The sequence below is a fragment of the Streptomyces sp. NPDC005761 genome (genome assembly GCF_040630635.1).
Taxonomy (GTDB): Bacteria; Actinomycetota; Actinomycetes; order Streptomycetales; family Streptomycetaceae; genus Streptomyces.
This window is the reverse complement of record NZ_JBEXXX010000011.1, coordinates 156,358-182,379: the sequence shown is the minus strand read 5'-3', so window position 1 is coordinate 182,379 and position 26,022 is coordinate 156,358. Positions and strand designations below refer to the sequence as shown.

Genomic DNA, 26,022 nt, shown 5'->3' with positions numbered 1-26,022 from the left:
ACGTCGCCGAGGCACTCTTCTTGGCCGGAGCGGACTTCTTGGCCGGGGCCTTCTTCGCCGAGGCACTCTTCTTCGCCGGAGCGGACTTCTTGGCCGGGGCCTTCTTCGCCGAGGCACTCTTCTTCGCCGGAGCGGACTTCTTGGCCGGGGCGGACTTCTTCGTCGCGGAGCCGGTTCGGGACGACTTGCTGTCGCTGTCTCCCTTGGCGCTGCCCGACGCCTGCCGTCGAGAGGCGCGCTTCTTCGGCCTCTCCTCGGGCTCCTCCTCCTCGGGCTCCTCCTCTTCTTCCTCTTCTTCCTCTCCTTCTTCCTCTTCGTCCTCGTCTACTGGTTGCTCGTCCTCGTACTCCTCGTCCTCGTCGTCGTACTCGTCCTCGTACTCGTCCTCGGGTTGGTCCTCGTACTCGTCGTCTTCCTCGTCCGGCGGCTCCTCGTCCTCGTACTCGTCGCCTTCCTCGTCCTCGTACTCGTCGGACGGCGGCTCCAGGAGGCGGGCAGTGCGCTCACTGATCGAACCGGCCAGCGTGCTCATGCTGCGGTTGGCGGCGGCGGTCAGGGCCTTGCGGCCTGCGTCGAGGACCTCGCCCCGGAGCTGCTCCTGCAGGTCGGCGACCTGAGGGACCTCGCCGAGGCGGCGCATGCCTTCCGCGGCAAGCTGACGTGGCTCGAGGCCGAATCGTCGGCCGGCCAGGTAGGTGGCGACGCTGAGAGCCATTCGCCCCTTTTTGGTCCGACCCAGGACGTAGCCCCCCACTACGGCTACCGCTAGTGTCAACTTCGTCTGGTCTTCCATGAATACGTCACCTTCGATCGATCTGCGCCGAGCTGACCCGCGCGGCGTGCAGCCGCTCGAGCAGCCGCTCCTCTTCGCGTTCGAACTCCTGCAACGTGATGTCTCCGGACTCGAGCTCCTGGTTGAGCACGGCCAACTGCGTACGCAGCACAGCGGGATCGTGCAGCTCGCGCTCGGCAGCGTCATTGAGCTTCTCCGCCACCCAGACCACGCCACGCACCGGCGCGATCGGAAGGGTGAGCAAGCCTGTGATCAGTCCCATGTCAGCCCCGGCCTACGGGTACCGGACGGGCGTCGGACGAGACGAAGCTGTAGCAGGGAAGCGGGCCGGCCAGCCGGATCTCCGCATGCTCCCGATGAGCCTGCGCCAAGTCCTGGACCTCGGAGAGGAAGGCGTCACTCTCGGCGCGGTCGACCAGGAACGACAGGTTCAGCGCGCAGCCCGAGACCGTGGGGCCCGAGGCCACCGCGCGGGCGCGGGGCGAGAGTTCGCGCTGAATGCGCTGCCCTGCCGCGGCTGCTCGCCGGGCGAGGGCACCGGCGACGGCTTCACCCAGCCGCAGACTGGCCTCGTAGCCCGGGTTTCTCCTCGCGGCGTCACGGAGCTGCCGTACGTTCTTCTCCTCGGCAACGAGCGTCGGCAGCGCGTTCTGCGCAGGCAACGCCTTGACGTTGATCTCGACGCAGCCGGCAAGCCGGTCCAGGGTCGCGACATGCCCAGGTTCCTCGGCGGCCAGTTGCGCGAGGACCGTCCGCTCGTCCGGCGCCACCATCCCGAACCTCATGGGGAGCACCGGCCCTCCGTCAGCCAGACGCATGAGCAGTTCCTGGTGCGCCAGCAGATCGCGCCGGCGTGCGCGGAGCTGAGGCGGCGCATCACTGATCACCACGTCGAGGACGCCCTGCCTGATCGTCCTGACGACGGCGGGAGGTGATCCCACGCCGCCGACGCCCTTCGGAAGCGCGGTTCCTGCCCGCACGATCGCGTAGACGTAGACACCCTCGGCTGTCACGCTCATGCCTCCGCGCGCCGTCGCCGGCTCTCACTGCTGCGCGCGGGAGCGCGCCGCTTCTTCGGCCGTTCGTCCTGCTCGTCCTCTTCCTCGGACGAGCCGCCGCCACCGCCCACCGCCTTGCGGACGGTGTCGCCCACGCTCTCGGCGGCCCCGCGCACCTTGCGCTTGCCCATCGCCTTGGCCGCGCCGCCACCGAGAAGCTCGGGGACGGTGGTGCTGCCGGAGTCACGCTCCAGGTCGAGCCGGTTGCACGCCTCCGCGAACCTCAGGTAGGTGTCCACGCTCGCGACGACGATGCGCGCGTCGATCTTGAGGATCTCGATGCCGACCAGTGAGACCCTGACGAACACGTCGATGACCATGCCACGGTCAAGGATGAGCTCCAGCACGTCGTACAACGTGCCGGCGCGGGGCGGGCAGGCCACTACTTCGTCCGAGTAGGTGGTCGCGGTCATGGAACGTCCTTCCAGCAGGGGTGGAGCTCGGCTCACTCGTCGGCTGCACCGCGGCGGTAGCGCCGGACCCTGCGGTATTCCAGGAGTTCGCCGGCTTGGTCAAGCTGCACCTCGTAGGAGGCGAGGAGGCTGGTGGTGTCGGGAATCCGTGGCACTTCGAGGACGTCCACCACCACACACCAGCCCTCGTCCTCGCGCCGGACAGCGGACACACCTTCCGTCGGATGTCCGATCAGCCCCTCAAGGCTCTTGCAGGCAGCGCGGGCCGCGTGCTCGGGCCCCCGCGCCGATCGGGCACGGTGAGCGGTCGCCGTCTTCGAGCTTCCGGCGTGAGTGCGACGTTGTTCTGCCATGAAGCCAGTTTCGCGAGTCCCGTCGGCTGCGCATCTTGAGCGAAGCCATCGGAGCGCGTAACAGCCGTCCGGCAGGGACTGCGGAGGTCGCGACGAGCCGCCGACGGGCGTGGTGGTCCGCAGCTCTCGCGGACGAGGGGGCGCCGTGTGCCGGTCTGCGGTCCACTGCGAACTGCCCGGGGCCCGCGGCCGGACGTTCGACGGGCGTGTCCTCGACGACAGCGCGCAGACCGGGGACGGGGGCTGCGTTCCGGCCTCGCCGATCCGGGAACTGCGGCAGGTACTGGGCCGGTCGGAGGACGACGGCCTGACGGGTCCGCCGCAACCTGACGCCCTCGACTGCGAGGTGCCGGACGAACGCCGCACCCGGACGTGTGAGGCGGCAGCACTCCTGGGCGAGCAGATCCGGGCCCCCGCGGCCCGGTGGGGCAGGGCTCTCCCGGGGACGCGCGACCCCCGGGGCTCCCTCTCGACCGGGCCCGCCGCCCCGGTCAGGAGGTCACCGGAGCGGGCGCACCGCTTACGGGGCGGGTCCTGGCGCGCTCACGGACCTGCCACGTCGGCATCGAGTTGATCAACGCCGTTCCGGTGCCCGCCGTGAAGCCCGCATCCGGTTCCGAGAACGACCGAGGGCCGGTGTCGGATTTCTCCGACACCGGCCCTCGATCTACGACTGTCTCCAGTCGGGACGACAGGATTTGAACCTGCGACCCCTTGACCCCCAGTCAAGTGCGCTACCAAGCTGCGCCACGTCCCGTTGCCCGTCTGACCTGGGGTTTCCCCTGGCCGAACGCGCATGAGAACAATACCGCACTTCAACCGGTGGTCACGAACGCCTTTCGGCGCTTGACCTCAACCAAGCTTGATGTTGAACGCTGAGTCCCATGACGAACACGACCACCGCACCGGCACCCGCATACCGCGACCTGCCCCGGCTGATGAGCCTGATGACCGGCGACGAGAAGCACGGCCCCGCGGCAACCTCGACCCTGGACGCCCTGTGGGTGCTGTACGACCGGGTGCTGCGGGTGACACCGCAGAGCGCCGACGCGCCGGACCGGGACCGCTTCCTGCTGTCGAAGGGGCACGGGCCGATGGCGTACTACGCGGTCCTTGCCGCGCACGGGTTCTTCGACGAGGAACTGCTGGCGGGCTTCGGCTCCTACGGATCACCGCTCGGGCACCATCCCGACCGGCTTCTGGTGCCGGGCGCCGAGATCGGCAGCGGATCGCTGGGACACGGCCTGCCGCTCGCCGTGGGCAGCGTCCTGGGGCTGCGGGCCCAAGGACTGACCGGGCCGCGGGTGTGGGTGCTGACCGGCGATGCCGAACTGGACGAAGGCAGCAATCACGAGGCGATCGCCTACGCCGGTCCGGCCGGCCTGGAGCAGCTGCACACCGTGGTGATCGACAACGCCTCGGCGACGTACGGACGCCCCGGGGGGATCGCGGAACGGTTCGCGACCGCGGGCTGGTCGGTCGGGTCCGTGGACGGGCGGGACCACGAGGCGCTGTACGCGGCCTTCACGGCACCGCACCCCGGGCAGCCCCGGGCCGTGATCGCCCGGGTCGCCCCCAAGCACTGAGTCACGCGGCACGCGCACCCACGAGAGACCCGCAACGGAAGAAGAGGAACACCCCATGGACACGATGCGCGATCGTTTCATCGCCACCACCACACGGCTTCTCGACGAGGATCCCCGCCTGGCGCTCGTCCTCGCCGAGATCAGCCGCGACGGATTCGGCCGGGCCGAGCGGGACCATCCCGACCGGGTCGTGAACGTCGGCATCCGTGAGCAGCTGCTCGTCGGGGCCGGGGCCGGGATGGCACTGACGGGGATGCGGCCCGTCGTGCACACCTTCGCGAGTTTCCTGGTGGAGCGGCCGTTCGAGCAGGTGAAGCTGGACTTCGGCCACCAGGGGGTCGGCGGGGTGCTCGTGAACGCAGGGGCCTCCTACGACTGGCCGGCCGGCGGATTCACCCACATGGCGCCCGGGGACGTGGCGCTCATGGACACCCTGGAAGGCTGGACCGTGCATGTGCCGGGCCACCCCGACGAGGCCGAGACCCTGCTGCGGGAGGCGGCCGCCGGCGACGGGCGGGTGTACGTGAGGTTGTCGCTGCAGGCCAACGACCGGGCTCGCCCGGTCGGCGGAACAGGCGGGTTCAGCACTGTGCGCGAAGGAGCGGGAGGGGTGGTGATCGCCGTCGGCCCGATGCTCGACAACGTGCTCGCCGCCACGGAGGGGCTCGACGTGACCGTGATGTACGCGACGACCGTGCGACCGTTCGACGCCCGGGGCCTCCGCAGGGAGGTCGGTGACCGGCCCACCGCCGATGTGGTGATCGTCGAACCGTACCTGGCCGGCACCTCGACGGGCGCCGCCAACGACGCCCTCATCGCCCTCCCCCACCGGGTCCTGGGGCTCGGCGTGGCCCGCGAGGAGTTGCGGCGGTACGGGCAGATGGACGAGCACCTCGCGGCGCACGGTCTGGATCCGCGGGGGCTGCGGGCCCGGATCAGCGACTTCCTGGGCGGGTGAGGCAGCGGGCCCGGGCCCGGATCGGCCCATTGACCGTGCGGAAGACGTGACCCTACCCTGGACCACGCATTTGGAAAGCGCTTTCTAACCCCCCTCGGCACCCACCCCACAGGGAGCGCCCGTGAACAGTCGTCCTTCGATCCGTGGTGTCTTAGGGAGCGTGCTCCCCGCGCGCGACCTGGTTCCTCTCGCCGCGCTCGCCCTCTGCCCGGTGCTCACCTTCTGCCTGCTGGCGAGTTCACCTCCCCGGGCACAGGCCACCCCCGCGCGGATCCCGGCCGCGGTCCCGGTCACCTGGCCACAGCCCGCCTTCTGCGAAGCGGAGTGGTTCACGCACACCGGCGGCGCTCACGGCGGAGTGGTGACGGAGAACAGGGCCGGCGATTCCGGCGGGAGGCGGATCACCGAGATCGAGGACGGTGACTGGATCGATCTGGGTGCGGTGGCGCCGGGGAACGTCGACTCGGTGACGGTCCGCGCCGCCTCCGGCGGCATCGGCGGCGCGGTCGAATTCCGGGCCGGGTCGCCGGGCGGGCCACTCCTGGGGACCCTCGGCGTCCCCGTCACCGGCGGCTGGGACCGCCCCGCGTCGCCGACGGCCCGGCTGGCGGGCGCCGGGGGCGGGGTACGGCTGTTCGCCGTCTTCACCAACCCGGCGTGGAGAGCGGGGGCGGCGGACCTGTTCGCCCTCGACTGGCTCCGCTTCGGCGTTCCGGCGGTCGACGGCCGTCAGGCCGCCTCGGCAGACGGCCAGGGCGCCGCCGGGAGTTCGCCGTACCGGGCAGGCGTCTCGACGACCGTGGCCTCGAAGTAGGGCGTAGGTCCGTACTCCGCCGGATTCCTTCGCGCCGGCGTGAGGCCTCCGGGGCAACGCACGGACGCCGGACCGGCCTCGATGGCCGGTCCGGCGTTCGCACGCGGTGCGGGTGTCAGGAGTGGACGAGCACCTGCGAGAGGGCGACGCGGCCCGTGCCGGTGGCCACGATCTTCACCGTGCGGGTCCGGCTGTCGAGGTCGATCACGGTCGGGCGGAGCGCCTTGCCGCTGACATGGAGGGTGCCGTCGTCCGTCACGATGTCGAAGTCCGCAGTGACGGCGGTGGAGTTGTTCCACACCTCCACCTGGCGGATGCGCCGGACGCTGCCGAGGTCCACCTGCCACCAGGAGCCTGCTTCGGCGAGCGTGCGGGTGTCCGTGTTGGTGTCGGCGTCCAGGGCGAGTTCCGCCGTCGCCGTTCCCTCGGTGGAGGACTGGGTGGCCGTGCCGGAGCGCGCGAGGTCGGTACGCAACTGCTCGACCGGGCCGCCGCGGGCACCCGCCCGGGCGGCGACGGCGAGCGCTTCCGCGGGCAGCCGGTCCAGACCGGTGAGGTTGTCCGCCATGACGGAACCCCGGCCGCCGAGCGCGGGTGCGGCGGTGTCGGTCCAGTTGTCGCGGGCGGTGTTCTCGATCCCGTAACCCGCCCAGTTGGAGACCCACTTGTACCCGATGCGGGTGATGACGTTCTTCTCGACGGTGATGTAGGAGGACTGCTCGTCGAGGTAGATCCCGTTGCCGTCGCGCTCGGTGTTGCCGTAGGCGGAGCGGTTGATGTAGTTGCCGCTCAGGACGGTGCCGGGCTGCGCGCCCTGGGTGTAGATCGCGCCGCCGTCGTGCTGCTGCTGCGCCACCTCCATGACGTTCGTGATGCGGTTGTTCGTCACCTTGTTGTCGCGCAGCACGGACGTCTGTGCCTCGGCCTGGTTCCAGCCCCAGCCGACGGAGATCCCGGAGTACGGGAGGTGGTCCAGGCTGTTGTGGTCGACGGTCAGCTCGGCCTCGTAACCGGCCCAGATGCCCACCGCGTCGGTGTATTCGACGCCGGTGCGGCTGATGGTGTTGTACGCGACGGTGTTGCGCTCACCCGTGAGTTCCGAGCCGGGCATCGGCTCCGTGTCGCCGACGTACACCGCGCCCGATGACAGGTCGGTGAAGGCCGAGCGGGTCACGGAGCTGTCCTTCGTGCCGGCTTCCAGGACCGCGCCGGCCCCGCCGAGATGGGTGAACCGGGTGCTGTCGATGCTCACCGCCCGGCCGCCGCGGACGGTGACCGCGGCAGCCGGCTTGGTGTAGAAGCGGCCCGCGTGATCGACGGGGCCGGTGGCGCCGGTCAGGGTGAGACCGGCCTGCATGCCCGCATAGCCTTCGTCGGTGCCGGGCTGCCGGTACGCCGCGTAGGCGAAACCGATCCCGCTGACGGTGACGTCGTGGGCGCCGTCGACGACGAGCAGCTCTTCGGTGTGCGGCGTGACGGCCTGCGCGTGGCGCATGTTCTCGCCCTTGCGCGGCAGGTAGGTGACCGTGCGGTCCGTAGAGTTCCAGACGAACTCGCCCGCCTTGTCGAGGAGTTCCGGAGCGTTCTCGAAGAAGGCGACGCCGCTGTAGCGGGTGGAGTCGACCGTGGTGGTGTCCCAGGCGGGGCCGGTGCGGTCCGTTCCGCTCGCCGAGTTGGTCCAGCAGGGCTGGGCGAAGGTCATGATGTCGCCGCTGACGGCCGCGATCCGGCAGTGGTAGTTGCGCCAGCGGACCCGGATGACGGCCTCGGCGTCGGTGGGGTGCTGCCACTGGCCGATTCCGGTGACGGTGGCACCCGTCACGCCGGTGCTGGTCGCATCGCACGTAGATGCCGCACAGGCCTCCCCCCGGGCGCGGGTTGCGCGCTTGCCGTCGACGAAGAGCTGACGCGGGGTGACGCCGGCGGGGACGGCGGCGCTCCAGGTGCCGTCGGTGTTCTGCCGCCAGCCCGTGATGTCCTGCCCGCCGGAGAGGACGGGGCTGGCTCCCGGGGCCGCGCCCCAGGAGACTCCGGAGTCGGCGGCGCCGAGCTTGAGGGGTTCGTCCAGCCGGTACGTACCGTCCTTCAGGAGTACGCGGACCTCGCGCCCCGCCACCGTGCGGGCCAGGTCGCGGGCTCCTTCCGGGGTGCAGGGCCGGGCGACGGTGCAGGAGGTGCCGTGGCCGTCCGGGGCCGCGTACAGGGTGCGGGTGCCGGGTGCGGCCTGGGCGGCCGGGGCGGCGAGGAGCGCGGCCAGGAAGGCCGCGGTGGCGGTGGCGGCGGTTCCTCGTCCGAGGTTCATGTGGCGGCTCACGCGGAGGCCTTCCAGTCGGGGTGGCCGGGCATGGGAGGGTTGACGGCTCCGAAGAGCCAGTCGCGCAGGAACGGGTCGACGGACCTGTCGCCGGTGACGTCGACGGTGTGCCGGATGAAGGCCTCACTGGTGTAGGTGGAATCCCTGAACCGCTTCACCCACTCGCGCATGACCTCGTCGAAGGACGGCCGGCCGAGCCGCAGGCTCAGGGCGTACAGGACGAGTGCGCCGCCGTCGTAGATGTTCGTGCCGCCGAGTGCCTTGGGCAGTCCGGGCGGGCCGTCGGTGGCGCGGACCGCGTCGAGCTTCTCGTACGTCGACTTCATCTTGTCGGCGAAGACGGACCAGCCGCGCTCCTCGCCGTACAGGCCGGCGTAGTACACCGCGGGGCCCTCGTTGAGCCAGGCCTGCTGCCAGTCGTTCGGCGTGACGGAGTCGCCGAACCACTGGTGGACGAGCTCATGGACCATGGTCGTCTCGTAGCCGGGCTGGCCGCCCGCGTTGAGCTTGAACCAGTTGGTGGAGAAGAGGGAGAGGGTCTGGTTCTCCAGGGCATCGGTGTAGCCGTCGTAGATGTGGACCCCGTAGACGGAGAACGGGTAGCGGCCGAACTTCGCCTCCAGCCAGGCGAGATGGTCGGCCGTACGGGCCACGATCGGACCGTACTTGTCCTCCTGGCCCTGCGGAACGATGTGCCGCAGGGACAGACCGCGGTGGCTGCTGCCGTACAGATAGGTGCCCTTGACGACGGCGATCCCGATGAGTTCGGTCGCCATGCGCTCGCGGAGGGCGAAGTGCCAGACGGTGGATCCGTCGGTGCGCGGGGTGCGGTGGGTCAGCTCGCCGTTGGCGGTGGCGACGAAGCCTTCGGGGGCGCTGATGTGGAAGGTCCACGTCGCCTTGTCGGAGGGGGTGTCGTTGCAGGGCAGGAACGTGTCGGCGCGCGAGGACTGGGCGGCCGAGGCGAAGCCGCCGTCGGTGCCGAACTTCCATCCGGTCAGGCCGAGCCGGGGTGCCTTGCCGTTGCCCCGGTAGCGGATCTCGGTGGTGAACGCCTGTCCGTCGTGCAGCGGGCGGCCGGGGGTGACGGTCAGCTCCTGCCCGCTCTTGCCTGGGGTGAGTGCCCAGGTCGCGGGGCGGCCCGCGACGGTGACGGAGTCGAGGGTGTGGCCGTCGGTGTCGAGGTTGAAGGCGGAGAGGTCCTGGGTGGCCCTGGCGCTGATCCTCACGGTCGCGGTGAAGTCGTAGGTGACCGGGGTGAAGTCGAAGGTCAGGTCGTAGTGGACGACCTGGTAGCCGCCGTTGCCGAGCGTGGGGAAGAGCGGGTCGCCGACTCCGTCCGAGCCGGGCCGCGGGTCGAAGCCGTGCGGACGAGCGGACGCGGGCGAGCCGAGGGCGGGGACGGCGACGGCTGCGGCGACCACCGCCCCGGCGAGTCCGAGGGCCGTACGTCTGCTGGTGGGTGCGGTCATCACTTCTTGCCCTTCTGGAAGGCTTCCTCGAACTCGCCTCGGGCCTGCTCGCCGCCCTTGGACAGGTAGTCCTTGACGAGCTGGTCGTAGGCCGACAGCGGCTTGCGGCCGGAGATGATGTCCTTGAGGGCGTCGCCCTTCAGGGTGTTCAGGCTGCCGGAGCCCTTGGAGTCCCAGGTGGGCGAGGAGTACTGGAGCGTCGGGTCGGGCACCATCATCGGGATCATCTTGGTGAACGTGTCGTGGACGTGACGCACGCCCTGCTCGGAGTCGGCGCTGAAGACGGCGGGGACGGCGGACGCCGCGAACTTCCAGGGCACGGTGACGTCCTGGGTGCCCTGCTTGGTCAGCGCCGGGTTGCCCTTGGCGTCGCGGGTGAAGTCCTTGCCCTCGACCCCGTAGTTGATGAGGGTGTACTCCAGGCTGCCGAACGGGGAGGCGGCGAAGTCGGCGAACGCCAGGATCTCCCTGACGCGGTCCCCGGACGCCTGCTTGATGTGGGTGTTCTGGAGCGCGACGTTGTCCATCCAGGCCACGGCGTCCTTGCCCACCGGCACGAACGGGCGCGGGTCGTACTTCTCGTCGATCGCCTTCATCGCGGCGATGTAACCGACACCGGGCGCCAGATAGGTGGGCATTCCGTCGTAGACGTAGGCGCCCTTGCCGTTCTTGAACATGTCCGTGTACTGGGCCTTCTGCGCCCCGGACATCTGGAGGGTTCCCGGGTAGTAGCAGCCCGCCTTGTACAGCAGCCGGGCGGTCTCCACCGCCTTGCGGTACTCCGGGGTCTCCAGGTCCGCGGTGAACTTTCCGGTCTTCTCGTCGAGCCGCCAGAAGCTGGGTGCGCCCGCGGACATCGCGAGCATGCTGGTGACCCCGGCGATGATCGCGTACTGGTCCTTCTTGGGCCGGGTCAGTTCCTTGCATACCTCGACGAACCGTTCGAGGTCGCCGATCTGATCGAGGCTCGTGACCCCCACCTCCTCGAACAGGTCGTGGCGGTACACACCGGCGCCCGCGGTGCCCGTCCTGGCGATGGGGATGCCGTAGAGCTTTCCGCCGAAGATCGCGGCCTGCCAGGCACCCTTCGGGATCGCGGCCAGGTTGGGGTAGTCCTTGACCTTCTCCCCGGCGAGGTACGGGGTCAGGTCGGCGCACTTGGCCTGGAGGAAGCCGGACTTGTTGTCCACGCCCCCGCTCTCCGGATACATGAAGAGGTCGGGAAGGCTGTCGCTGGCCACCATCGTGGAGAACTTGGTGCCGTAGTCGTCGGCCGGCACGGCTGTGATGTCCACCTGGCCGCCGAGGAGCTTCTCGATCTCCTGCCAGGCGGCGTTCCCGCCCCGCGAGGGCGGCGGCGGGGAGAAGGTCTCCATCGTCGCGCTGATCGGCTTCGCACCCTTGAGCGGGGTGTCGCCGGTAGCGCGCAGCGGCTTGGCGGGATAGCTGAAGAAGCCCTGCGGGACACCGGCGGCGGTACCGGCCAGGTCGGGCTTCAGGCCGATGTTGCGGACCGCGCTGTCCGGAAGCAGCGAGGCGCTCTTGGCCTCGGCCTCGGCCGTCTTACCGCCGTCGCCGCAGGCGGAGAGCAGCGGGGCGGCAGCCAGTCCCAGACCGACGCCCGCACCCATGCGGAACAGTGCTCTGCGATTGATGGGGGTGGAGCTCGACACCTGGATCTCCTTGGAAGTGGGAGAGGGGAATGGGAGGAGTGGGGGGCGGTGGCTGCGCTCAGCCCTTGACGGCGCCCGTGAGCACGCCCTTGGTGAAGTAGCGCTGGAGGAACGGGTAGACGCAGAGGATCGGGACGACGGCGATCACGAGGACCGCCATCTGGACGGCCTGCTGCGGAGCGAGCACCTCGCCGGCGGAAGCGGCGTTCAGGCTCTGTCCCTGGAGGACGTAGGTGCGCAGCACCATGGGCAGCGGCCATTTTTCGGAGTCGTTGAGGTACAGGAGCGAGTTGAAGAAGGCGTTCCAGTAGGTCACCGCGTAGAAGAGGCTGATGACGGCGAGTACGGCCTTGGAGAGCGGCAGGACGATGCGCACCAGGATGCGGAGGTCGCCGGCGCCGTCGACCTTCGCCGCGTCGTACAGCTCCTCCGGCAGGTTCATGAAGAAGGACCGCAGGACGACCAGGTTGAAGGCGCTGACCAGGGTGGGCATGACGAGCGCCGCGTAGGTGTCGTACAGACCGAGTCCCTTGACCAGCAGGAAGTTCGGGATGATGCCCGCGTTGAACAGCATCGTGAACAGGGCGGTCATCAGGATGAAGCGGGCCCCGGTGACCTCTCGGCGGGACAGGCCGTAGGCCATGCCCACGGTGACGAGCAGGCTGGCCAGGGTGCCGAACACGGTGATCCCGAGGGAGACGAACAGGGCCCGGGTGACGACGCCCCCGGTGAAGATCGTGCGGTAGGCGTCCAGGGTGGGGTGGTCCGGCCACAGGACGAGGCCGGAGCTCTTGATGATGTCGGTCTGCGAGGCGAAGCTCGTACCGATGACTCCGACGAGCGGGTAGGCCACGGCGAGGACGACGACCACGACGGCGACCGCCTTTGCCGTCTGGCCCAGGCGCGTCGGGCGTTCCATCCACGGGGGCCGCCCGTCGGACCTGTGTACGGGAGCGGGGCGGGGCGCCGAGGCGGTGCTCCGGGTCTTGGCGCGCGTCTTCTCAGCGGTCAGCACCGCGGTACACCCCTTCGTGGCCGAGCCGGTGGGCGAACTTGTTCGCGCCCAGCACGAGGGCGGTTCCGATGACCGCCTTGACGAGTCCGACGGCGGCGGCGACGCCCCAGTCGTTGTCCTTGATGCCGTGGTAGTAGACGTAGGTGTCGAGGACTTCACCGGCGTCCGGGCCGACCGCGTCACGCTGGAGCAGGATCTGCTCGAAGCCGACGGAGAGGATCTGTCCGAGGTTGAGGATCAGCAGCAGGATGAGTACGGGGGCGATGCCCGGCAGCGTCACGTGCCACAGTCGGCGCCGGGGCCCGGCGCCGTCGATCGCGGCGGCCTCGTACTGCTGCCGGTCGATGTTGAGCAGCGCGGCGAGGATGATGATCGTTCCCCAGCCGGCATCCTTCCAGGCGACCTGGAGGGTCAGCAGCCAGGGGAAGGCATCGGGGTCGCTCATCATGTCGTAGCGCGGCAGCCCCATGCTGCCGAGTGCGTCGGGCAGCACGCCGGCGCCGCCCAGGATCTGCTGGAAGATCGAGACGATGATGACCCAGCCGATGAAGTGCGGCAGGTAGACGACGCTCTGCACGAAGCGCCGGATCCGGTCGCTGGCAATGCTGTTGAGGAGCAGGGCCAGCGCGATGGGGACCGGGAAGAAGAACACCAGCTGGACGAGGGCGATCTCCAGCGTGTTGAACGTCGCGCTCCAGAAGGCTGGTTCGGAGAACGCCGCGGAGAAGTTGGCGAAGCCCACCCAGACGCTGTGCATGTAGCCGAGGTACGGCTGGTAGTCCTGGAACGCCACCACGTACCCGAGCAGCGGGACGTAGTGGAAGACGACGAAGTAGAGCAGGCCGGGCAGGGTGAGAAGCAGCATCACCCTGTCGCGCTTGATCCGCTGTCCGAGCGTCAGCCGGTGTGGGGCGGCGAGGGCCCCGTCGGCGGGTTCTTCGACCCGCTTTCGCCGCTTTTCCCGCGGCAGCGGGGGTGCTGTGTCAGCCATGGTGCGTCCTGTTCGGCTGGGTGGCGCATGGTGAGCCTTCTGCGGCCGCAAGTTAGTAAGCGGTTAACCCAAGCGTCAAGAGATCCGGGCGAACGTCTTTGTTTCGCGATGCTCCACACAAGGAAATCCACCCTCGTGAAGCACTTGATACCTGTCTAAACAGGGCAGTTGACCGACATCGAAGCTTGACGGTCACCCGCCGAACTCCTTAGCGTGCCGGTCATTCCATAGAACGCGATTACTGTCCGGAGGCAGGGTGCGAACCACCGAAGAGGCGCCGGCTCGTTCCGGTACCGATGCTGCGGCCCCGCCCGAGAGGCGCCCGCGCACGGTCCTGGTCATGAGCCCAGGGCTGCTGGACGACGTCTTCCCGCCTCCTGTACGGGCGCGTCTGGAGGAGACTGCCGAACTCCTCGAACCCTCCCTGATCAGCGAGTTCGACTCTCCCGACGCCGAGCGGGCACTGGCCACCGCGGAGGTACTGCTCACCGGGTGGGGGTGCCCGCCGGTGGATGCCGGCCTGCTGGACCGGACACCGCGGCTTCGGGCCGTGATCCATGCGGCCGGCACGGTGAAAACGTTTCTGTCCCCGGCCGCTTTCGACCGCGGGGTCGTCGTCTCCTCGGCCGCCGCGGCCAACGCGGTTCCGGTGGCGGAGTTCACCCTGGCGGCGATCATCATGGGCGCGAAGCGGGTGTTCCCGCTGGCGGGGCTCTACCGTTCGCGCCGCACCCACCGCACCGGGGCCGACCTGGACCGGCAGCACTGGCTCGGCACGCACGGGCTGACCGTCGGGGTGGTGGGCGCGTCCCGGATCGGCCGCCGGGTGATCGAGCTGCTGCGGGTCCTGGACGCGGAGGTGCTGCTCTACGACCCGTACGTCAGCGCCGCCGAGGCCGAGCTCCTCGGAGTGACCCGCACGGACCTGGACACCCTCGTGGCGACCAGTGACGTGGTGAGCGTCCACGCCCCGGACACCCCCGAGACACGGGGGATCATCGACGCGCGCCGGATCGGCCTGATGCGGCCCGGCACCCTGCTCGTCAACACGGCACGGGGCACCCTGGTGGACACCGAGGCGCTGACCGGCCATCTGGTCAGCGGGCGGCTCGACGCGGTCCTGGATGTCACGGCACCCGAGCCCCTGCCCGCCGGCCACCCGCTGTGGGACCTGCCCAACGTCTTCCTCACCCCCCATCTCGCGGGCGCCCAGGGCAACGAGGTGGGCCGCCTCGGGGCGCTCGCCGTCGACGAGCTGGCGCGGTACGCGCGGGGGGAGCCCTTCGCCCATCCGGTGCACCGGGCCGACCTGGGGAGGATCGCATGAACACCGTCCCCCGGCAGGCTCTAGGCTCGGCGTCACACAACAGCCACCAGGGGGTGAGCCGGATGCGCCGGCAGAGCACGGCCGCGGACGGACAGCGGCGGGCCACGGTCACCGACGTCGCACGGCGCGCAGGCGTCTCGACGGCCACCGTCTCCCGCGTCCTGAACCGCAACTACCCCGTCGCGGAGGCCACCCGGGAACGGGTCGAGTCGGCCATGCGCGAGCTCGGCTACGTGGTCAACGCGCACGCCCGCGCCCTGGCCGGCGTCTCCAACCGCACCGTCGGCATCATCGTCAACGAGGTCATCGACCCCTTCTACGCCTACATCGCACGCGGTGTGGAGCGCGAGGCGGCCCGCGGGGGGCGGCTCTGCCTGGTCTGCTGCACCCAGGGCGACCCCCAGCGCGAGCTGGCCTTCATCGACCTGATGCACGAGCGCAGGGCGGACGCGGTGGTGGTGGTCGGCGGGTCGATCGCCGACCGTGGCTACACCTCCGAGCTGGCCCGCCGGGCCCGCGAGCTGGACGCGGGCGGATCCAAGCTGGTGCTGTGCGGACGGCCGCCCCTGGGCGAGGCCGCGCCCACCGCGGCCGTCGAGTACGACAACGAGGGCGGCGCCTTCGCCATCACCGACCATCTGCTGATGCAGGGCCACGAGCGGATCCTCTACCTGGGCGGCCCGCCCAAGCTCTCCACCACCCGCGACCGGCTGGCCGGCCACCGGCGCGCCCTGGAGCTGCGGGGCGTCGCCATCGACCCGGACCTGTCCCAGCCCGGCGCCTTCAGCCGTAACTTCGGCTATCGGCGGATGGCAGAACTTCTGCGGGACGGGCCGGAGTTCACCGCCGTGTTCGCAGCCAACGACGTGGTCGCCGCAGGTGCCGCACAGGCACTGGAGGAGGCCGGGGTCCGGGTGCCGGAGGACATCTCGCTGGTGGGATACGACGACATCCCCGTCGCCCAGGAGCTGCGTCCCCGGCTGACCACCGTCCACGTACCTCTGGAGGAGATGGGCCGCCAGGCCGTGCGGCTCGCCGTCTCGGGCGGGGACGAGGACGACTGGCGCGAGCCCACGACGGGTGTCCTGCGCCTCGGCACCCACATCGTGGTACGCGATTCCGTAGCACCCCGAGCCGGCAGGCCCGGCCGTATGTGACCGGTTACTTCCCGCCTGTCCGCAGTTGGCCATAGAAAATCACAGTAACTTCGCGACTCCCCTTGCGGCTCGACAGCAACCGCTTACATGCTGACGGAACGCCCTTCCCCGTTCCGCACGCTTCCGCCCCTCTTTCGTTTCTGCAGGGAGAGTTCCGCATGCGTAAGTTCAGCTCCTCCGGCCCCCTTTCCCCTTCGGTCGGCCGCCGCGCCGTCCTCGCCGTCGGTGCGGGGGCGGTGGCCGCGCTCGGCGCCGGTGCCGTCTCCGCACAGGCCGCCACCGGCCGCGGCCCCGGCGTCCGCCCGGTCTCGCTGACCGTCACCGCCCGGCCGGCCGCCGAGGCCGAGCGGCTGAGGCTGGCACAGGCCCTGCGCGGCTCGGAGTTCCAGCCGACCGGTCTGTACGCCCCCGCCGACGCGCCGCTCTCCCTCACCGTGCAGCCGTACGACGGCCTGGTACCCACCCTGTGGATCGGCGCCTGGGACTACTACGGGGAGGTCACCGCGCCCCGCAGCTACCCGCTCACCGCGGGCGCCAACACCGTGAGCGACCCGCACGGCGGCCCGGTCTACCTGACGCTCACCGGGCAGGGCGAGCGAGCGGGCGTACTGTTCCGCTCCGGCACCGTCCCCATGCCGGTCTTCACCCTGGGCAGCACCACGGAGGCCGCGTACCAGCACCGGCTCGACACCCTCACCGCCTCGCCCTGGGTGGAGCTGCACGGCCCGAACACCATCGTGACGCTGACCCGCGAGGGCGCGTTGCTGTACCGCGGCGAGGACCATGCCGCACTGCTCCGGCTGGTCGAGACGATCATCGACTCGCACGCCCGGATCAGCGGGCTGGACGGCTCGAAGCCGGTGCACCGGCGCAAGGCGGGGCCGTACCACTTCACCGAGGTCAGCAAGGTGCCCACAGGCGTCGGGGCCTACGCCACGCATGGCTACAACGGCTTCCCGAGGGCCTATCTCGACCGGGCCACCACCGTGGAGGGACTGCGCACACGCGGCTGGGGGCTCTACCACGAACTCGGCCACCTCCACCAGCAGATGGCGTACAAGCCGGGTGGCCTGACCGAGGTCACGGTCAACATCTACTCGCTGGCCGCCCAGCGCACCCTGGAGCAGCCGTCCAACCTGCTCACCGTCGATCCGGTGACCGGCCTCACCGCCTTCCAGACCTCACGAGCGAAGTTCGGCACGGCCGGGCTGACGTACGAGAAGTCCTTCGGCGCCTACGAGAAGCTCGTGCCGCTGCGCCAGCTCGAACTCGCCTTCGGAGACGACTTCTGGCCCCGGATGCACCGACTGGTGCGCGAGGAGAACCCGCAGTCGGACTACACGGAGGACGCCAAGAGGTACCGCGCGCTGAGTACCTACTCCAGCCGCGTCGCGGGCTACGACCTCACCGACTTCTTCGTGAACACCTGGGCGTTCCCGATCGACGCCGTCGGCAGGGCCGAACTGGCGGCTCTCGACCTGCCGCAGCCGCCCGTCGACCCGAGCACCCTCAGCGACTGACCGGAGCACGAGGCAGGAGCCACCATGCAGTTGAGCAGAAGGACCCTGCTGTCGGCGGGCGGCGCCGCGGTGTCCGCAGCCCTGGTCGCGGGCCCGGCGCGGGCCACTGAGCCACCACGCCCGTCGCGGAGTGCGGACGAGGACTTCGACGGGTTGCTGACCCGCGCCGAAGCCCTCCTGACCGGGGGCGGGTTCGATCCCGCGGACCCCGGCTTCGCCGCCGGCGTCGCGGGCCTGGACAGCACGGCGAAGGGGCTCTGGGACACCCTGGACCGCGGCGCGGGGCGCACGGCGCTGTGGACCGATCTTGCGCCCGTCACCGCTCCGGGCAACTTCGGGCAGAGCTACACACGGCTGCGCACGCTCGCGACGGCATGGGCCACCCCCGGCACCTCGCTGTCGGGCAGTGCGGAGGCGGCTGACGCCCTCGTCTCCGCACTGCGGTTCGTCCACGACACCGCCTACCACCCGGCGGCCCGGGAGAGCGGAAACTGGTGGTTCTGGGAGATCGGCGCTCCGCGCGCACTGATGGACACCTGCGTGCTGCTGCGCGGGCGGCTGACGGACGGCGACCTCGCGGACCATCTGGCGGTCGTCGACCGCTTCTGCCCGGACGCCGACCGCCGCACCAACTCCCCCACCCTGTCCGAGACCGGCGCCAACCGCACCGACAAGGCCGTGATCGTCGCCCTGCGCGGGCTGCTGGGCAAGGACGCCACCAAGGTGGCATCCGCCCGCGACGCGCTCTCCGACGTGCGCGACTCCGGACGCAACAGCCTTTTCCGTCAGACGCGTTCGGGGGACGGGTTCTACGAGGACGGCTCGTTCGTCCAGCACGGCGTGGTCGCGTACACCGGCTCGTACGGCACCGTGCTGCTCCAAGGCGCGGCCTGGCTGCTGTCGCTGCTCGCCGGCTCCCCCTGGGCGGTCGCCGACCCGGAGGTCTCGGTGATGTACGACGCCGTGGAGCGCAGCTTCGCCCCGGTGATCTTCGACGGGCTGATGATGGACGCGGTGCGCGGGCGTGCCGTGTCCCGGGAGCGCGCGGGCGACCACCGGGACGGCGCGGCCGCCGTCGCGGCGATCCTGCTGCTGGCATCGGGTGCGCCGGCCGACCGGGCGGACCGGTGGAGGGCCCTGGCGAAGGGCTGGTTGACCCGCAACCGCACCACCCCGTTCGCCGCCCTGGCCACACTCCCCCAACTCGCCCTGGCCAAAGCCGTACTCGAGGATCCGGGCATCCCTGCCGAGGCCCGCACCACGGGCAGCTTCGTCTTCGCCGACATGGACCGCGTGGTGCACCGCCGCCCCGGCTGGGCGTGCTCCTTGTCCCTCTCGTCCAAGCGCATCTCCGCGTACGAGGCGGGCAACGGCGAGAATCTGCACAGCTGGTACACCGGCGACGGCATGACGTACCTCTACGACGGAGACGGCCTCGGGCAGTTCAACGACGGCTTCTGGCCGACCGTCGACCCGTACCGTCTCCCCGGCACCACGGTCGACACGCGCGAGCGGAGCGATCTCGGCACAGGCGGGGGGACCTCCACCTACCTGCCGTCGAACGCCGTCGCGGGCGGTGCGGTGCTCGACGACAGGCACACCGCCGCCGCGATGGAGGTGGTGGGGGCCGAGGGCACCACCCTGCGGGCCAGGAAGTCGTGGTTCCTCCTCGACAACGTGGTGGTCGCGCTCGGCGCGGGCATCACCGCGAGCGACGGCCGGACGGTCGAGACGGTCGTGGAGAACCGCAACCTCGGCCCGAAGGGCCGCAACCGGTTGCTGGTGGACGGAGTGGAACAGGGCCGGAGCGGAGCCGTCCCCCGGGCGGGATGGGCGCATCTCGACGGCACCGGCGGCTACGTCTTCCCCGGCACGACCCCCCTGAGGGTGCTGCGCGAAGAGCGCACCGGCACCTGGCGGGCGATCAACACCGGTGCGGACACCGGAGGGAGCACCGACCCCGTGACCCGTCGCTACGCCACGCTGTGGATGGACCACGGCGTCTCCCCCACCGACGCGTCCTACGCCTATGTGCTGCTGCCCGGCGCGTCAGCGGCGGCCACTGCGCTGTGGTCGCGCTCGCGGCCGGTGCGGATCGTGGCGAACGACGCCACCGCGCAGGCCGTGGAGGACCGCAGGACGGGGCTGACCGCCGTGCACTTCTGGGGAGCCGGTTCGGTGGCCGGGATCACCGCGTCCGGTCCGGCGACGGTCCTCGTGCGGCGGCGGGGCGCGCGCATGTCCGTCGCGGTCGCCGACCCTGGCCGGACCCAGACCGTGGTCTCGCTCGAACTCCCCCACTCCGCACGGTCGGTGACTGCCGCCGACGACACCGTGACCCTCACCCCGGGGCCCCGGCCCGTCCTCACCGTCGCGGTCGGCGGCTCCAGGGGCCACACCCACCACGCCGAACTCGTCCGGTAACCCACACCGATTCCTGGGAGCAGCACCACCATGTCCGTCGCCCCGCATCTGCATCTGCCGCCGACCGACCGGATCCTGTCGTCACGTACCGGCTGGACCCGCGCGCACTGGGAGGCGACCGCCGACCGGATGCTGGACGCGCTGACCCCGTACGCGACCCCTGGATTCGCCCAGTACCGGCTGCCGGGCCGCGGCAGCTGGTCCGGGGTCGTGTCCGACGGGCTGGAGGGGTTCGCCCGGTCGTTCCTCCTCGCCGCCTGCCGGATCGCGGGCGCGGGCGGGGCGGTCGATCCCGCGCTGACCGAGCGGTACGCGGCCGGTCTCGCGGCCGGCACGGACCCGGCGAGCGGGGAGGCGTGGCCGCGGCTGACGGACTGTTCGCAGCAGATGGTGGAGGCGGCGTCGGTCGCGGTCGCGCTGCACGAGACCCGGCCGTGGATCTGGGACCGTCTGGACGCGAAGGTGCAGGAGCGGGTCGTCGACTGGTTCTCCGGGTTCGTCGGCGGCCGCACCTGGGACAACAACTGGCGGCTCTTCCAGGTGGTGTCCGAGCAGTTCCTCGCCTCGGTGGGAGCGCCCTACAGCTCCTCGGACATCGAGGAGGGACTGGACAGGATCGAGGACTGGTACGTCGGTGACGGCTGGTACACCGACGGGGACGGCCGCAACTTCGACTACTACATCGGCTGGGCCATGCATCTGTACCCGCTGCTGTGGGCCCGGATCGCCGGCCCGGGCGGCGACGGCGGCCGGGCCGCGGTCCACCGGCAGCGTCTGAGCAGGTTCCTGGCGGACTATCCGTACTTCTTCGGGGCCGACGGCGCCCCGGTCCACCAGGGCCGCTCCCTCACCTACCGGTTCGCCGCTCTCGCCCCCGTCTGGATGGGCGCGCTGGCCGACTGCACGCCGCTCGCCCCCGGCCTGACCCGACGGCTCGCGTCCGGCGCGCTGCGGCACTTCGCCGAGCGCGGGGTACCGGATGAAAGGGGACTGCTGACGCTCGGCTGGTACGACACCTTCCTGCCGTCCACCCAGCCCTACTCCGGACCCGCTTCCCCGTACTGGGCGAGCAAGGGCTTCCTCGGCCTGCTGCTCCCCCCGGACCACGAGGTCTGGACGGCACGTGAACTCCCCCTGCCCGTGGAGGAGTCCGACACCTACGTCGCTCTGCCGGCCCCCGGCTGGCTGCTGCACGGTACCCGGCACGACGGCATCGTCCGTCTCGTCAACCACGGCAGCGACCACAATCCACCCGCGCCGGACACCGAGGCCGGCGCCGACCCGGACCGGGGCGCGGGCGCGGACGATCCGCACTACGCGAAGCTCGCGTACTCGACCGCCACCGCGCCGGAATCCGCGCCGCACGCCCTGGCACGGAATGTCGACGGCCATCTGGCCCTGCTCGCCCCGGACGGCACCCCGTCGCGGCGGCGCCGGATCCATCCGCTGCGCTGCCAGGACCGCGTCGCCTCCTCGTGGTCGGCCGCCCGGCTGCCCGGTGACGGGCGCGCGTACCGCATCGAGACGACGAGTGTGCTCCACGGTCCGTGGGAAATCCGGGTGCACCGGGTCGAGGCACCCGAGGGCGCGGTGGTCCGCGAGGGCGGCCACGCGGTCGCGGACACGCGGAGCCCGTTCGCCGTGTCGGCGCCCGACTGGGCGCTCGCGCGCACGGCCGACGGCCTGAGCAGCGCACTGGTCGCGCTGTACGGCTGGGACGGGGGCGCGGACGGCGCCGCCGTGGCGCGCGACGTCGAGTCCAACGCGTACGGCCCGCACTCGGCGGTGCCGTATCTACGCACGGGACCCCATGCGGGTGGACGCAGTGTCCATGTCTCGCTCGCCGTGCTGTCCCGCGACAGCATTCACCCCGAGGCGCTGCGCACGGCCGTGGGGGTGCGGGTCGACGGTGACGCGGTCGTGCTCACCTTCCTGGACGGCCGCACGGTCGAGGCCTGACGGCGGCCGCGCCGGCCGGCGTTCCCGGAACGGCGTGCCTGTCGCCCGGCACTCAGAATCCGAGAATATTCTCCTCCCGCCGGTGGATGTGCCCGACGAGCTCCTGCGCCAGGGACTTGATCGTGTCGAGTCCCGCCCGTCCCCACGGGCGGGGCACGACGTCGACGGCGCAGACGGCGCCCAGGGCGATGCCCGTGCGGTCGATGAGCGGCGCCCCGAGGTAGGAGCGGATGCCTATGTCGTCGACGACCGGATTTCCGGCGAAGCGCGGGTAGTCGCACACGTCCTCCAGGACCAGCGCCTTGCGCCGGACGACGACGTGCGGGCAGAAGCCGTGATCGAGGGCCACATAGCGGCCCCTGCGGCCACTGCCCGCCGCCACGGCCCCCAGGTCGGAGCCCTTCCAGGTGCCCGCCGGGGTGTGCAGCCCGGCGAAGAACTGGCGGTTCCCGTCGATGAAGTTGACCATCGAGAAGGGCACCTCGGTGACTTCGGCCACCCGGTCGGCGAAGGCGTCGAAGTTGTCGAACGAGGCGTCCGGCCGCTCGCCCAGGCCGAGGCTGCGCAGCCGCTGGGTCCGGACCTGGGCGTCGCTGTCGACGGGTGTCAGCAGCAGCCGTCCAAGGGCGTGCGGGCCCGTCACGGATGGGCTCCGTAGCTTCCGTATCCGGTCAGCGGAGCCGGTTCGGCGGTGGCGTTGATGAGGTGCTGGACCAGGGTGACCAAAGCGCCGGTACCCGAACTCGCGATGCGGGCGTCACAGAGGACGACCGGGACCGCCGGCGCGAGGTCGAGGGCCGCCCTCACCTCTTCGGGGCCGTAGCGGAAGGCACCGTCGAACTCGTTGACCGCGACGATGAAGCCGATCCCGCGCCGTTCGAAGAAGTCGACGGCGGCGAAGCACTCCTCCAGTCTGCGGGTGTCGGCGATCACGACCGCTCCGAGCGCGCCCTGGGAGAGTTCGTCCCACATGAACCAGAAGCGCTCCTGTCCGGGTGTGCCGAACAGATAGAGCACGTGCTGCTCGTCCAGCGTGATGCGGCCGAAGTCCATCGCCACGGTGGTGGAGGTCTTGGACTCGATGCCTTCGAGGCTGTCCGTCGCCACGCTGACCTGCGTCAGCAGTTCCTCCGTGCTGAGGGGCGCGATCTCGCTGACGGCACCGACGAACGTCGTCTTCCCGACGCCGAAACCGCCCGCCACCAGCACCTTGAGCGCGACGGGAAAGCTTTCGGGGCTTCCGGGGTCCTCGTACCCGGATGTGCCGGCCCCGTTCTCGTGTCCGGCGTGACCCGGCGGGTCCGCGTACCCGCCGCCGCCCGGGGCGTCCGCGTAGCCGACGTGTCCGGGGCCCCCGGTCCCCGCGTACGGGGCGGAGCCGTCGAAGCCGTCAGAGCTGTCGTCGTAAGCCATCGAGCACTGCCTCCAGCAGGGATCGGTCAGTGGGCATGTCATGAAAGGCGGGCGGATGCGCGGTGACGGCACCGCAGTCGACCAGGTCCGAGAGCAGGACCTTGGTCACGACAGCGGGGAGTCGCAGATGTGCGGCGATCTCGGCCACCGATGTGGGCCCGCCGCACAGCCCGAGCGCCACGGAGTGCTCGGGGCCGAGGTGTGCCTGCGGGACGGCCCCGGTGGCCATCACCAGGGAGAGCAGGTCGAGCATGGTCGTGGGACGGGTGCGGCCGTTGCTCACGGTGTAGGGGCGGATGAGGCGGCCTGCCGCATCGTCGAGCAACGGCCCGTCCTGCGTGGCCGGCACGGTCACAGCCCCGAGGCGCCCGGCACCCCGGCCGCTTGTCTCGTCGGCGTCATCAGATAGGGCCGGACGCTCTTGACCAGCATCGTCATCTCGTATCCCAGCACGGCGGCGTCGGCGTTCCGCCCGGCGAGCACGGCCAGACAGGTGCCGGAGCCCGCGGTGGCGACGAACAGGAGCGTCGAGTCCAGCTCCACCACCACCTGGCGGACCTCTCCGTTGTCCCCGAACCGGGCCCCGGCACTGCGGCCGAGCGAGTACAGGCCGGCCGCCAGCGCGGCCATGTGGTCGGCGCTGTCGGCGTCCATGCCGTGGAGGGACTTCACCAGCCCATCGGCGGACAGCAGGACCGCGCTGCGCGTGTACGGCACGCGCTGTACCAGCCCGCTCAGCAGCCAGTCGAGGTCCGAGACCTGACCGGACGGCATATCGGTCGCCATGGTGCATCTACTCCTTGGTGGTGTTCACGTGCGCTTCGATTGGGTCTTGACCGCTGTGGTACGAGCCGGCTCCGCGGAGCTCCACGGGAGCGGCGCCGCGGACCGGGAGCGGCGCCAGTGGGGCCCGGGCCGGTCCGGACAGCTCCTGGCCGGTCCGCACGTCCCCGGGCCCGCCGGTGCCCGGCCCGGCGGCGGGGGGAGCCCCGGAGTCGAGGTCCGGGGCGGTCTCCGCCTCTGCCTCCTCGCGGGCCTCGGCGAGGTCGATGCCGCGCCGGAAGGCCGCCACCAGACCCGGGTCGTGCAGGGTGGGCTCCTCCTCGGGGCGCGGTGCGGGAGCCTCCCTGAGCTGCGGGACGAGGTGTTCCTGGTTGGCCCGCCTGGGGAGCTGGGGCCGGCCCATCGTGCCGCGCACGACTCCGGTCTCCTGGGGGAGCGCGGGGACCGCGTCGTCCGTGGACCGGCTGCCCGGAAGGCCTTCGGCGGCGGTGGGCCGGTCGAGGCGCTCGGCGCGCAGCGGGAGCGGGGGGCCCTCGCCCTGACGCGGCGGCGGTGACTGCTGCAGCCGCAGTTGCTGCTGCTGCGGTACGTAGGGCCGGCGCTCCGGTTCGGGGGCGGGCGCCGGTCCGCCGGGGGCCGGGCTGCGGCGTCCCGGGCTCTCCTCCGGGGGCGGCGGGCGGTGCACGGGGCCGAGGGGCGGGGCCGGTGCGGCGGTGCCCTCGGGGGACGCGTCCTCGTCGGCGCCGAGCAGGGGCTGCGGGAGGACGAGCACGGCCTGGGTGCCGCCGTAGATGTTGCTCTGGAGGCGTACGGCGATGCCGTGTCTGCGGGCCAGTGATGCCACCACGAACAGGCCGATCCGGCCGTCCTGGAGCAGGCGGGCGACATTGACCTGGTCGGGGTCGGCCAGCAGGGCGTTCATCCGCTTCTGCTCGTCGCCCGGCATGCCGAGGCCCCGGTCCTCCACCTCCAGGGCGAGACCCGCGGTGACGCGCTGGGCGCGGAGCAGGACCTGCGTCTGCGGGGCGGAGAACACGGTGGCGTTCTCGACCAGTTCGGCGAGCAGGTGGATCACGTCGGCTACCGCGTGCCCGCGGAGCGTGCCGTCGATCGGGGGTACGAGTTTGACCCTCGGATACTGCTCCACCTCGGCGATCGCCGAGCGCAGCACCTCCGTCATGGTGACCGGGTTGCTCCACTGCCGCCGGGAGACGGCGCCGCCGAGGACGGCGAGGTTCTCGGCGTGCCGGCGGATGCGCGTGGCCAGGTGGTCGACGTGGAAGAGCCCCTTGAGCAGATCCGGGTCCTCGACCTGGTGCTCCAGCTCGTCGAGCAGCTGGATCTCGCGGTGTACGAGCGACTGCAGGCGGCGGGCGAGATTGACGAAGACCTCGACCTTCTGGTCCTCGCCGGTGTGCTCGGACAACCGGGACAGCCGGGACGCCTGGACGACGGCGGCCACGGCGCCCTCCTGCTGGCGTCCGAGTTCCTGCGCGAGCAGCTCGAAGGCGTCGCTGCCCGGTGCCAGGGCCTGCGGGGGGCGCCGCGCGGGGACGGGTTCGCCGTTGCGCAGCTGTTCCACCACTCGTTGCAGATCGGCCTGGCCCTGGGCACTGGCCCGGCGCAGGGCCAGACAGCGGCCGAGGACCGTGGTGGCGACCCGGTTGGCGGCCAGGAAGGCGGCGACCATCGCGGCGATCGCCAGCGCGCCCGCGGCGCCGAGCGCCGTCCAGAGTTCCCTGGAGGGCCGGGCGCCGCCGGTTCGGGCGGTGAAGATGACGGCTGCGGCGCCTGCCAGTGCGACGGCGACGGCCGGCAGGACCGCGGTGCGCAGGAGTTGGGGGCGTATGCGCGCCTCAAGGGACGGCCTGGCAGTGCGGGGCCTGGCCGCGGCCGAGTGGGAACGGGGCCCCGGTCGGCCGTGCCGCCCGCCCTCTCGTCGTTCCGGTCGCGCGTCGGGTGCGCGAAGTTGAGACATCAGCGTCCTCGGTACGTGGGG

At 71.1% G+C, this 26,022-nt stretch carries 23 protein-coding genes and 1 tRNA gene; 8 read left to right on the top strand and 16 right to left on the bottom strand.

Annotation, left to right across the window (positions count from 1 at the left end):
• The 6 genes from ABZ434_RS14005 to ABZ434_RS13980 form a co-directional block, all read right to left on the bottom strand.
• A partial coding sequence (locus ABZ434_RS14005; protein WP_359135236.1) for a histone protein occupies positions 1-793 on the bottom strand: 793 nt, incomplete at its 3' end.
• 7 nt (positions 794-800) lie between these two features.
• Positions 801-1,055: a gas vesicle protein GvpG gene (locus tag ABZ434_RS14000; RefSeq protein WP_359135234.1), complete on the bottom strand. Its 255-nt coding sequence runs from the start codon at positions 1,053-1,055 to the stop codon at positions 801-803.
• A gap of 1 nt (position 1,056) precedes the next feature.
• Positions 1,057-1,806, bottom strand: a complete 750-nt coding sequence (locus tag ABZ434_RS13995; protein ID WP_359135293.1) for a GvpL/GvpF family gas vesicle protein — start codon at positions 1,804-1,806, stop codon at positions 1,057-1,059.
• A gap of 2 nt (positions 1,807-1,808) precedes the next feature.
• Positions 1,809-2,264, bottom strand: coding sequence for a gas vesicle structural protein GvpA (locus ABZ434_RS13990; RefSeq protein WP_359135232.1), 456 nt, complete (start codon positions 2,262-2,264; stop codon positions 1,809-1,811).
• A gap of 32 nt (positions 2,265-2,296) precedes the next feature.
• Positions 2,297-2,617 carry a gas vesicle protein gene (locus tag ABZ434_RS13985; protein ID WP_359135230.1) on the bottom strand — a complete coding sequence of 107 codons (321 nt, stop codon included), beginning with the start codon at positions 2,615-2,617 and terminating at the stop codon, positions 2,297-2,299.
• Between the two features lie 683 nt (positions 2,618-3,300).
• Positions 3,301-3,374 (bottom strand) — tRNA-Pro (locus ABZ434_RS13980).
• Positions 3,375-3,501: 127 nt separating this feature from the next.
• Here ABZ434_RS13980 and ABZ434_RS13975 point away from each other — a divergent pair.
• The 3 genes from ABZ434_RS13975 (at position 3,502) to ABZ434_RS13965 (ending at position 5,975) form a co-directional block, all read left to right on the top strand.
• Positions 3,502-4,203 (top strand): transketolase, encoded by a 702-nt coding sequence (locus ABZ434_RS13975; protein WP_359135229.1) that lies wholly within the window; start codon positions 3,502-3,504, stop codon positions 4,201-4,203.
• Positions 4,204-4,258: 55 nt separating this feature from the next.
• Positions 4,259-5,161, top strand: a complete 903-nt coding sequence (locus ABZ434_RS13970; RefSeq protein WP_359135227.1) for a transketolase — start codon at positions 4,259-4,261, stop codon at positions 5,159-5,161.
• A gap of 121 nt (positions 5,162-5,282) precedes the next feature.
• Complete coding sequence (locus ABZ434_RS13965; protein ID WP_359135226.1) at positions 5,283-5,975, top strand: carbohydrate-binding protein; 693 nt, start codon at positions 5,283-5,285, stop codon at positions 5,973-5,975.
• A 115-nt stretch (positions 5,976-6,090) separates the two neighbouring features.
• Here the strand turns inward: ABZ434_RS13965 and ABZ434_RS13960 are convergent, their stop codons facing one another.
• The 5 genes from ABZ434_RS13960 to ABZ434_RS13940 form a co-directional block, all read right to left on the bottom strand.
• Positions 6,091-8,289 (bottom strand): right-handed parallel beta-helix repeat-containing protein, encoded by a 2,199-nt coding sequence (locus ABZ434_RS13960; protein WP_359135225.1) that lies wholly within the window; start codon positions 8,287-8,289, stop codon positions 6,091-6,093.
• Complete coding sequence (locus ABZ434_RS13955) at positions 8,286-9,761, bottom strand: M1 family metallopeptidase (RefSeq protein WP_359135224.1); 1,476 nt, start codon at positions 9,759-9,761, stop codon at positions 8,286-8,288. The genes ABZ434_RS13960 and ABZ434_RS13955 overlap by 4 nt, the downstream gene beginning before the upstream one ends.
• Positions 9,761-11,434: an extracellular solute-binding protein gene (locus tag ABZ434_RS13950; protein WP_359135222.1), complete on the bottom strand. Its 1,674-nt coding sequence runs from the start codon at positions 11,432-11,434 to the stop codon at positions 9,761-9,763. Before ABZ434_RS13950 ends, ABZ434_RS13955 begins: the two co-directional genes overlap by 1 nt.
• Positions 11,435-11,492: 58 nt before the next feature.
• On the bottom strand, positions 11,493-12,353 hold the full coding sequence (locus ABZ434_RS13945) for a carbohydrate ABC transporter permease (protein WP_359135291.1): 861 nt from the start codon (positions 12,351-12,353) through the stop codon (positions 11,493-11,495).
• 82 nt (positions 12,354-12,435) lie between these two features.
• The gene (locus ABZ434_RS13940) at positions 12,436-13,440 is read right to left on the bottom strand and encodes an ABC transporter permease subunit (protein ID WP_359135220.1); all 1,005 of its coding nucleotides are present in this window, start codon (positions 13,438-13,440) and stop codon (positions 12,436-12,438) included.
• A 340-nt stretch (positions 13,441-13,780) separates the two neighbouring features.
• On the opposite strand from ABZ434_RS13940, the gene ABZ434_RS13935 reads away from it, so the two are divergent.
• The 5 genes from ABZ434_RS13935 (at position 13,781) to ABZ434_RS13915 (ending at position 21,827) form a co-directional block, all read left to right on the top strand.
• Positions 13,781-14,767: a hydroxyacid dehydrogenase gene (locus tag ABZ434_RS13935; protein ID WP_359135218.1), complete on the top strand. Its 987-nt coding sequence runs from the start codon at positions 13,781-13,783 to the stop codon at positions 14,765-14,767.
• Between the two features lie 62 nt (positions 14,768-14,829).
• Positions 14,830-15,924: a LacI family DNA-binding transcriptional regulator gene (locus tag ABZ434_RS13930; RefSeq protein WP_359135289.1), complete on the top strand. Its 1,095-nt coding sequence runs from the start codon at positions 14,830-14,832 to the stop codon at positions 15,922-15,924.
• A 158-nt stretch (positions 15,925-16,082) separates the two neighbouring features.
• Positions 16,083-17,444: a M60 family metallopeptidase gene (locus ABZ434_RS13925; protein ID WP_359135216.1), complete on the top strand. Its 1,362-nt coding sequence runs from the start codon at positions 16,083-16,085 to the stop codon at positions 17,442-17,444.
• Positions 17,445-17,468: 24 nt separating this feature from the next.
• Positions 17,469-19,868 carry a polysaccharide lyase 8 family protein gene (locus ABZ434_RS13920; RefSeq protein ID WP_359135215.1) on the top strand — a complete coding sequence of 800 codons (2,400 nt, stop codon included), beginning with the start codon at positions 17,469-17,471 and terminating at the stop codon, positions 19,866-19,868.
• Positions 19,869-19,898: 30 nt separating this feature from the next.
• On the top strand, positions 19,899-21,827 hold the full coding sequence (locus tag ABZ434_RS13915) for a DUF2264 domain-containing protein (protein ID WP_359135213.1): 1,929 nt from the start codon (positions 19,899-19,901) through the stop codon (positions 21,825-21,827).
• Positions 21,828-21,879: 52 nt separating this feature from the next.
• On the opposite strand, the gene ABZ434_RS13910 is transcribed toward ABZ434_RS13915, so the two are convergent.
• Genes ABZ434_RS13910 through ABZ434_RS13890 form a run of 5 tightly spaced genes read right to left on the bottom strand, consistent with a single transcriptional unit; the run spans position 21,880 to position 26,001 of the window.
• Positions 21,880-22,470 carry a GAF domain-containing protein gene (locus tag ABZ434_RS13910; protein WP_359135211.1) on the bottom strand — a complete coding sequence of 197 codons (591 nt, stop codon included), beginning with the start codon at positions 22,468-22,470 and terminating at the stop codon, positions 21,880-21,882.
• Positions 22,467-23,240 (bottom strand): ATP/GTP-binding protein, encoded by a 774-nt coding sequence (locus ABZ434_RS13905; RefSeq protein ID WP_359135209.1) that lies wholly within the window; start codon positions 23,238-23,240, stop codon positions 22,467-22,469. The genes ABZ434_RS13910 and ABZ434_RS13905 overlap by 4 nt, the downstream gene beginning before the upstream one ends.
• Complete coding sequence (locus ABZ434_RS13900; protein WP_359135207.1) at positions 23,218-23,589, bottom strand: DUF742 domain-containing protein; 372 nt, start codon at positions 23,587-23,589, stop codon at positions 23,218-23,220. The genes ABZ434_RS13905 and ABZ434_RS13900 overlap by 23 nt, the downstream gene beginning before the upstream one ends.
• A gap of 2 nt (positions 23,590-23,591) precedes the next feature.
• Positions 23,592-24,026: a roadblock/LC7 domain-containing protein gene (locus ABZ434_RS13895; RefSeq protein WP_148017000.1), complete on the bottom strand. Its 435-nt coding sequence runs from the start codon at positions 24,024-24,026 to the stop codon at positions 23,592-23,594.
• Between the two features lie 7 nt (positions 24,027-24,033).
• Complete coding sequence (locus ABZ434_RS13890) at positions 24,034-26,001, bottom strand: ATP-binding protein (protein ID WP_359135205.1); 1,968 nt, start codon at positions 25,999-26,001, stop codon at positions 24,034-24,036.
• Between the last annotated feature and the right edge of the window lie 21 nt (positions 26,002-26,022).

Coding starts and splice junctions, on each gene's coding strand:
- ABZ434_RS14000 (WP_359135234.1), bottom strand. CDS start 1,055: ATGGGACTGATCACAGGCTTGCTCACCCTTCCGATCGCGCCGGTGCGT.
- ABZ434_RS13990 (WP_359135232.1), bottom strand. CDS start 2,264: ATGACCGCGACCACCTACTCGGACGAAGTAGTGGCCTGCCCGCCCCGC.
- ABZ434_RS13985 (WP_359135230.1), bottom strand. CDS start 2,617: ATGGCAGAACAACGTCGCACTCACGCCGGAAGCTCGAAGACGGCGACC.
- ABZ434_RS13975 (WP_359135229.1), top strand. CDS start 3,502: ATGACGAACACGACCACCGCACCGGCACCCGCATACCGCGACCTGCCC.
- ABZ434_RS13970 (WP_359135227.1), top strand. CDS start 4,259: ATGGACACGATGCGCGATCGTTTCATCGCCACCACCACACGGCTTCTC.
- ABZ434_RS13955 (WP_359135224.1), bottom strand. CDS start 9,761: ATGACCGCACCCACCAGCAGACGTACGGCCCTCGGACTCGCCGGGGCG.
- ABZ434_RS13945 (WP_359135291.1), bottom strand. CDS start 12,353: ATGGAACGCCCGACGCGCCTGGGCCAGACGGCAAAGGCGGTCGCCGTC.
- ABZ434_RS13940 (WP_359135220.1), bottom strand. CDS start 13,440: ATGGCTGACACAGCACCCCCGCTGCCGCGGGAAAAGCGGCGAAAGCGG.
- ABZ434_RS13935 (WP_359135218.1), top strand. CDS start 13,781: ATGAGCCCAGGGCTGCTGGACGACGTCTTCCCGCCTCCTGTACGGGCG.
- ABZ434_RS13930 (WP_359135289.1), top strand. CDS start 14,830: ATGCGCCGGCAGAGCACGGCCGCGGACGGACAGCGGCGGGCCACGGTC.
- ABZ434_RS13925 (WP_359135216.1), top strand. CDS start 16,083: ATGCGTAAGTTCAGCTCCTCCGGCCCCCTTTCCCCTTCGGTCGGCCGC.
- ABZ434_RS13920 (WP_359135215.1), top strand. CDS start 17,469: ATGCAGTTGAGCAGAAGGACCCTGCTGTCGGCGGGCGGCGCCGCGGTG.
- ABZ434_RS13915 (WP_359135213.1), top strand. CDS start 19,899: ATGTCCGTCGCCCCGCATCTGCATCTGCCGCCGACCGACCGGATCCTG.
- ABZ434_RS13905 (WP_359135209.1), bottom strand. CDS start 23,240: ATGGCTTACGACGACAGCTCTGACGGCTTCGACGGCTCCGCCCCGTAC.
- ABZ434_RS13895 (WP_148017000.1), bottom strand. CDS start 24,026: ATGGCGACCGATATGCCGTCCGGTCAGGTCTCGGACCTCGACTGGCTG.
- ABZ434_RS13890 (WP_359135205.1), bottom strand. CDS start 26,001: ATGTCTCAACTTCGCGCACCCGACGCGCGACCGGAACGACGAGAGGGC.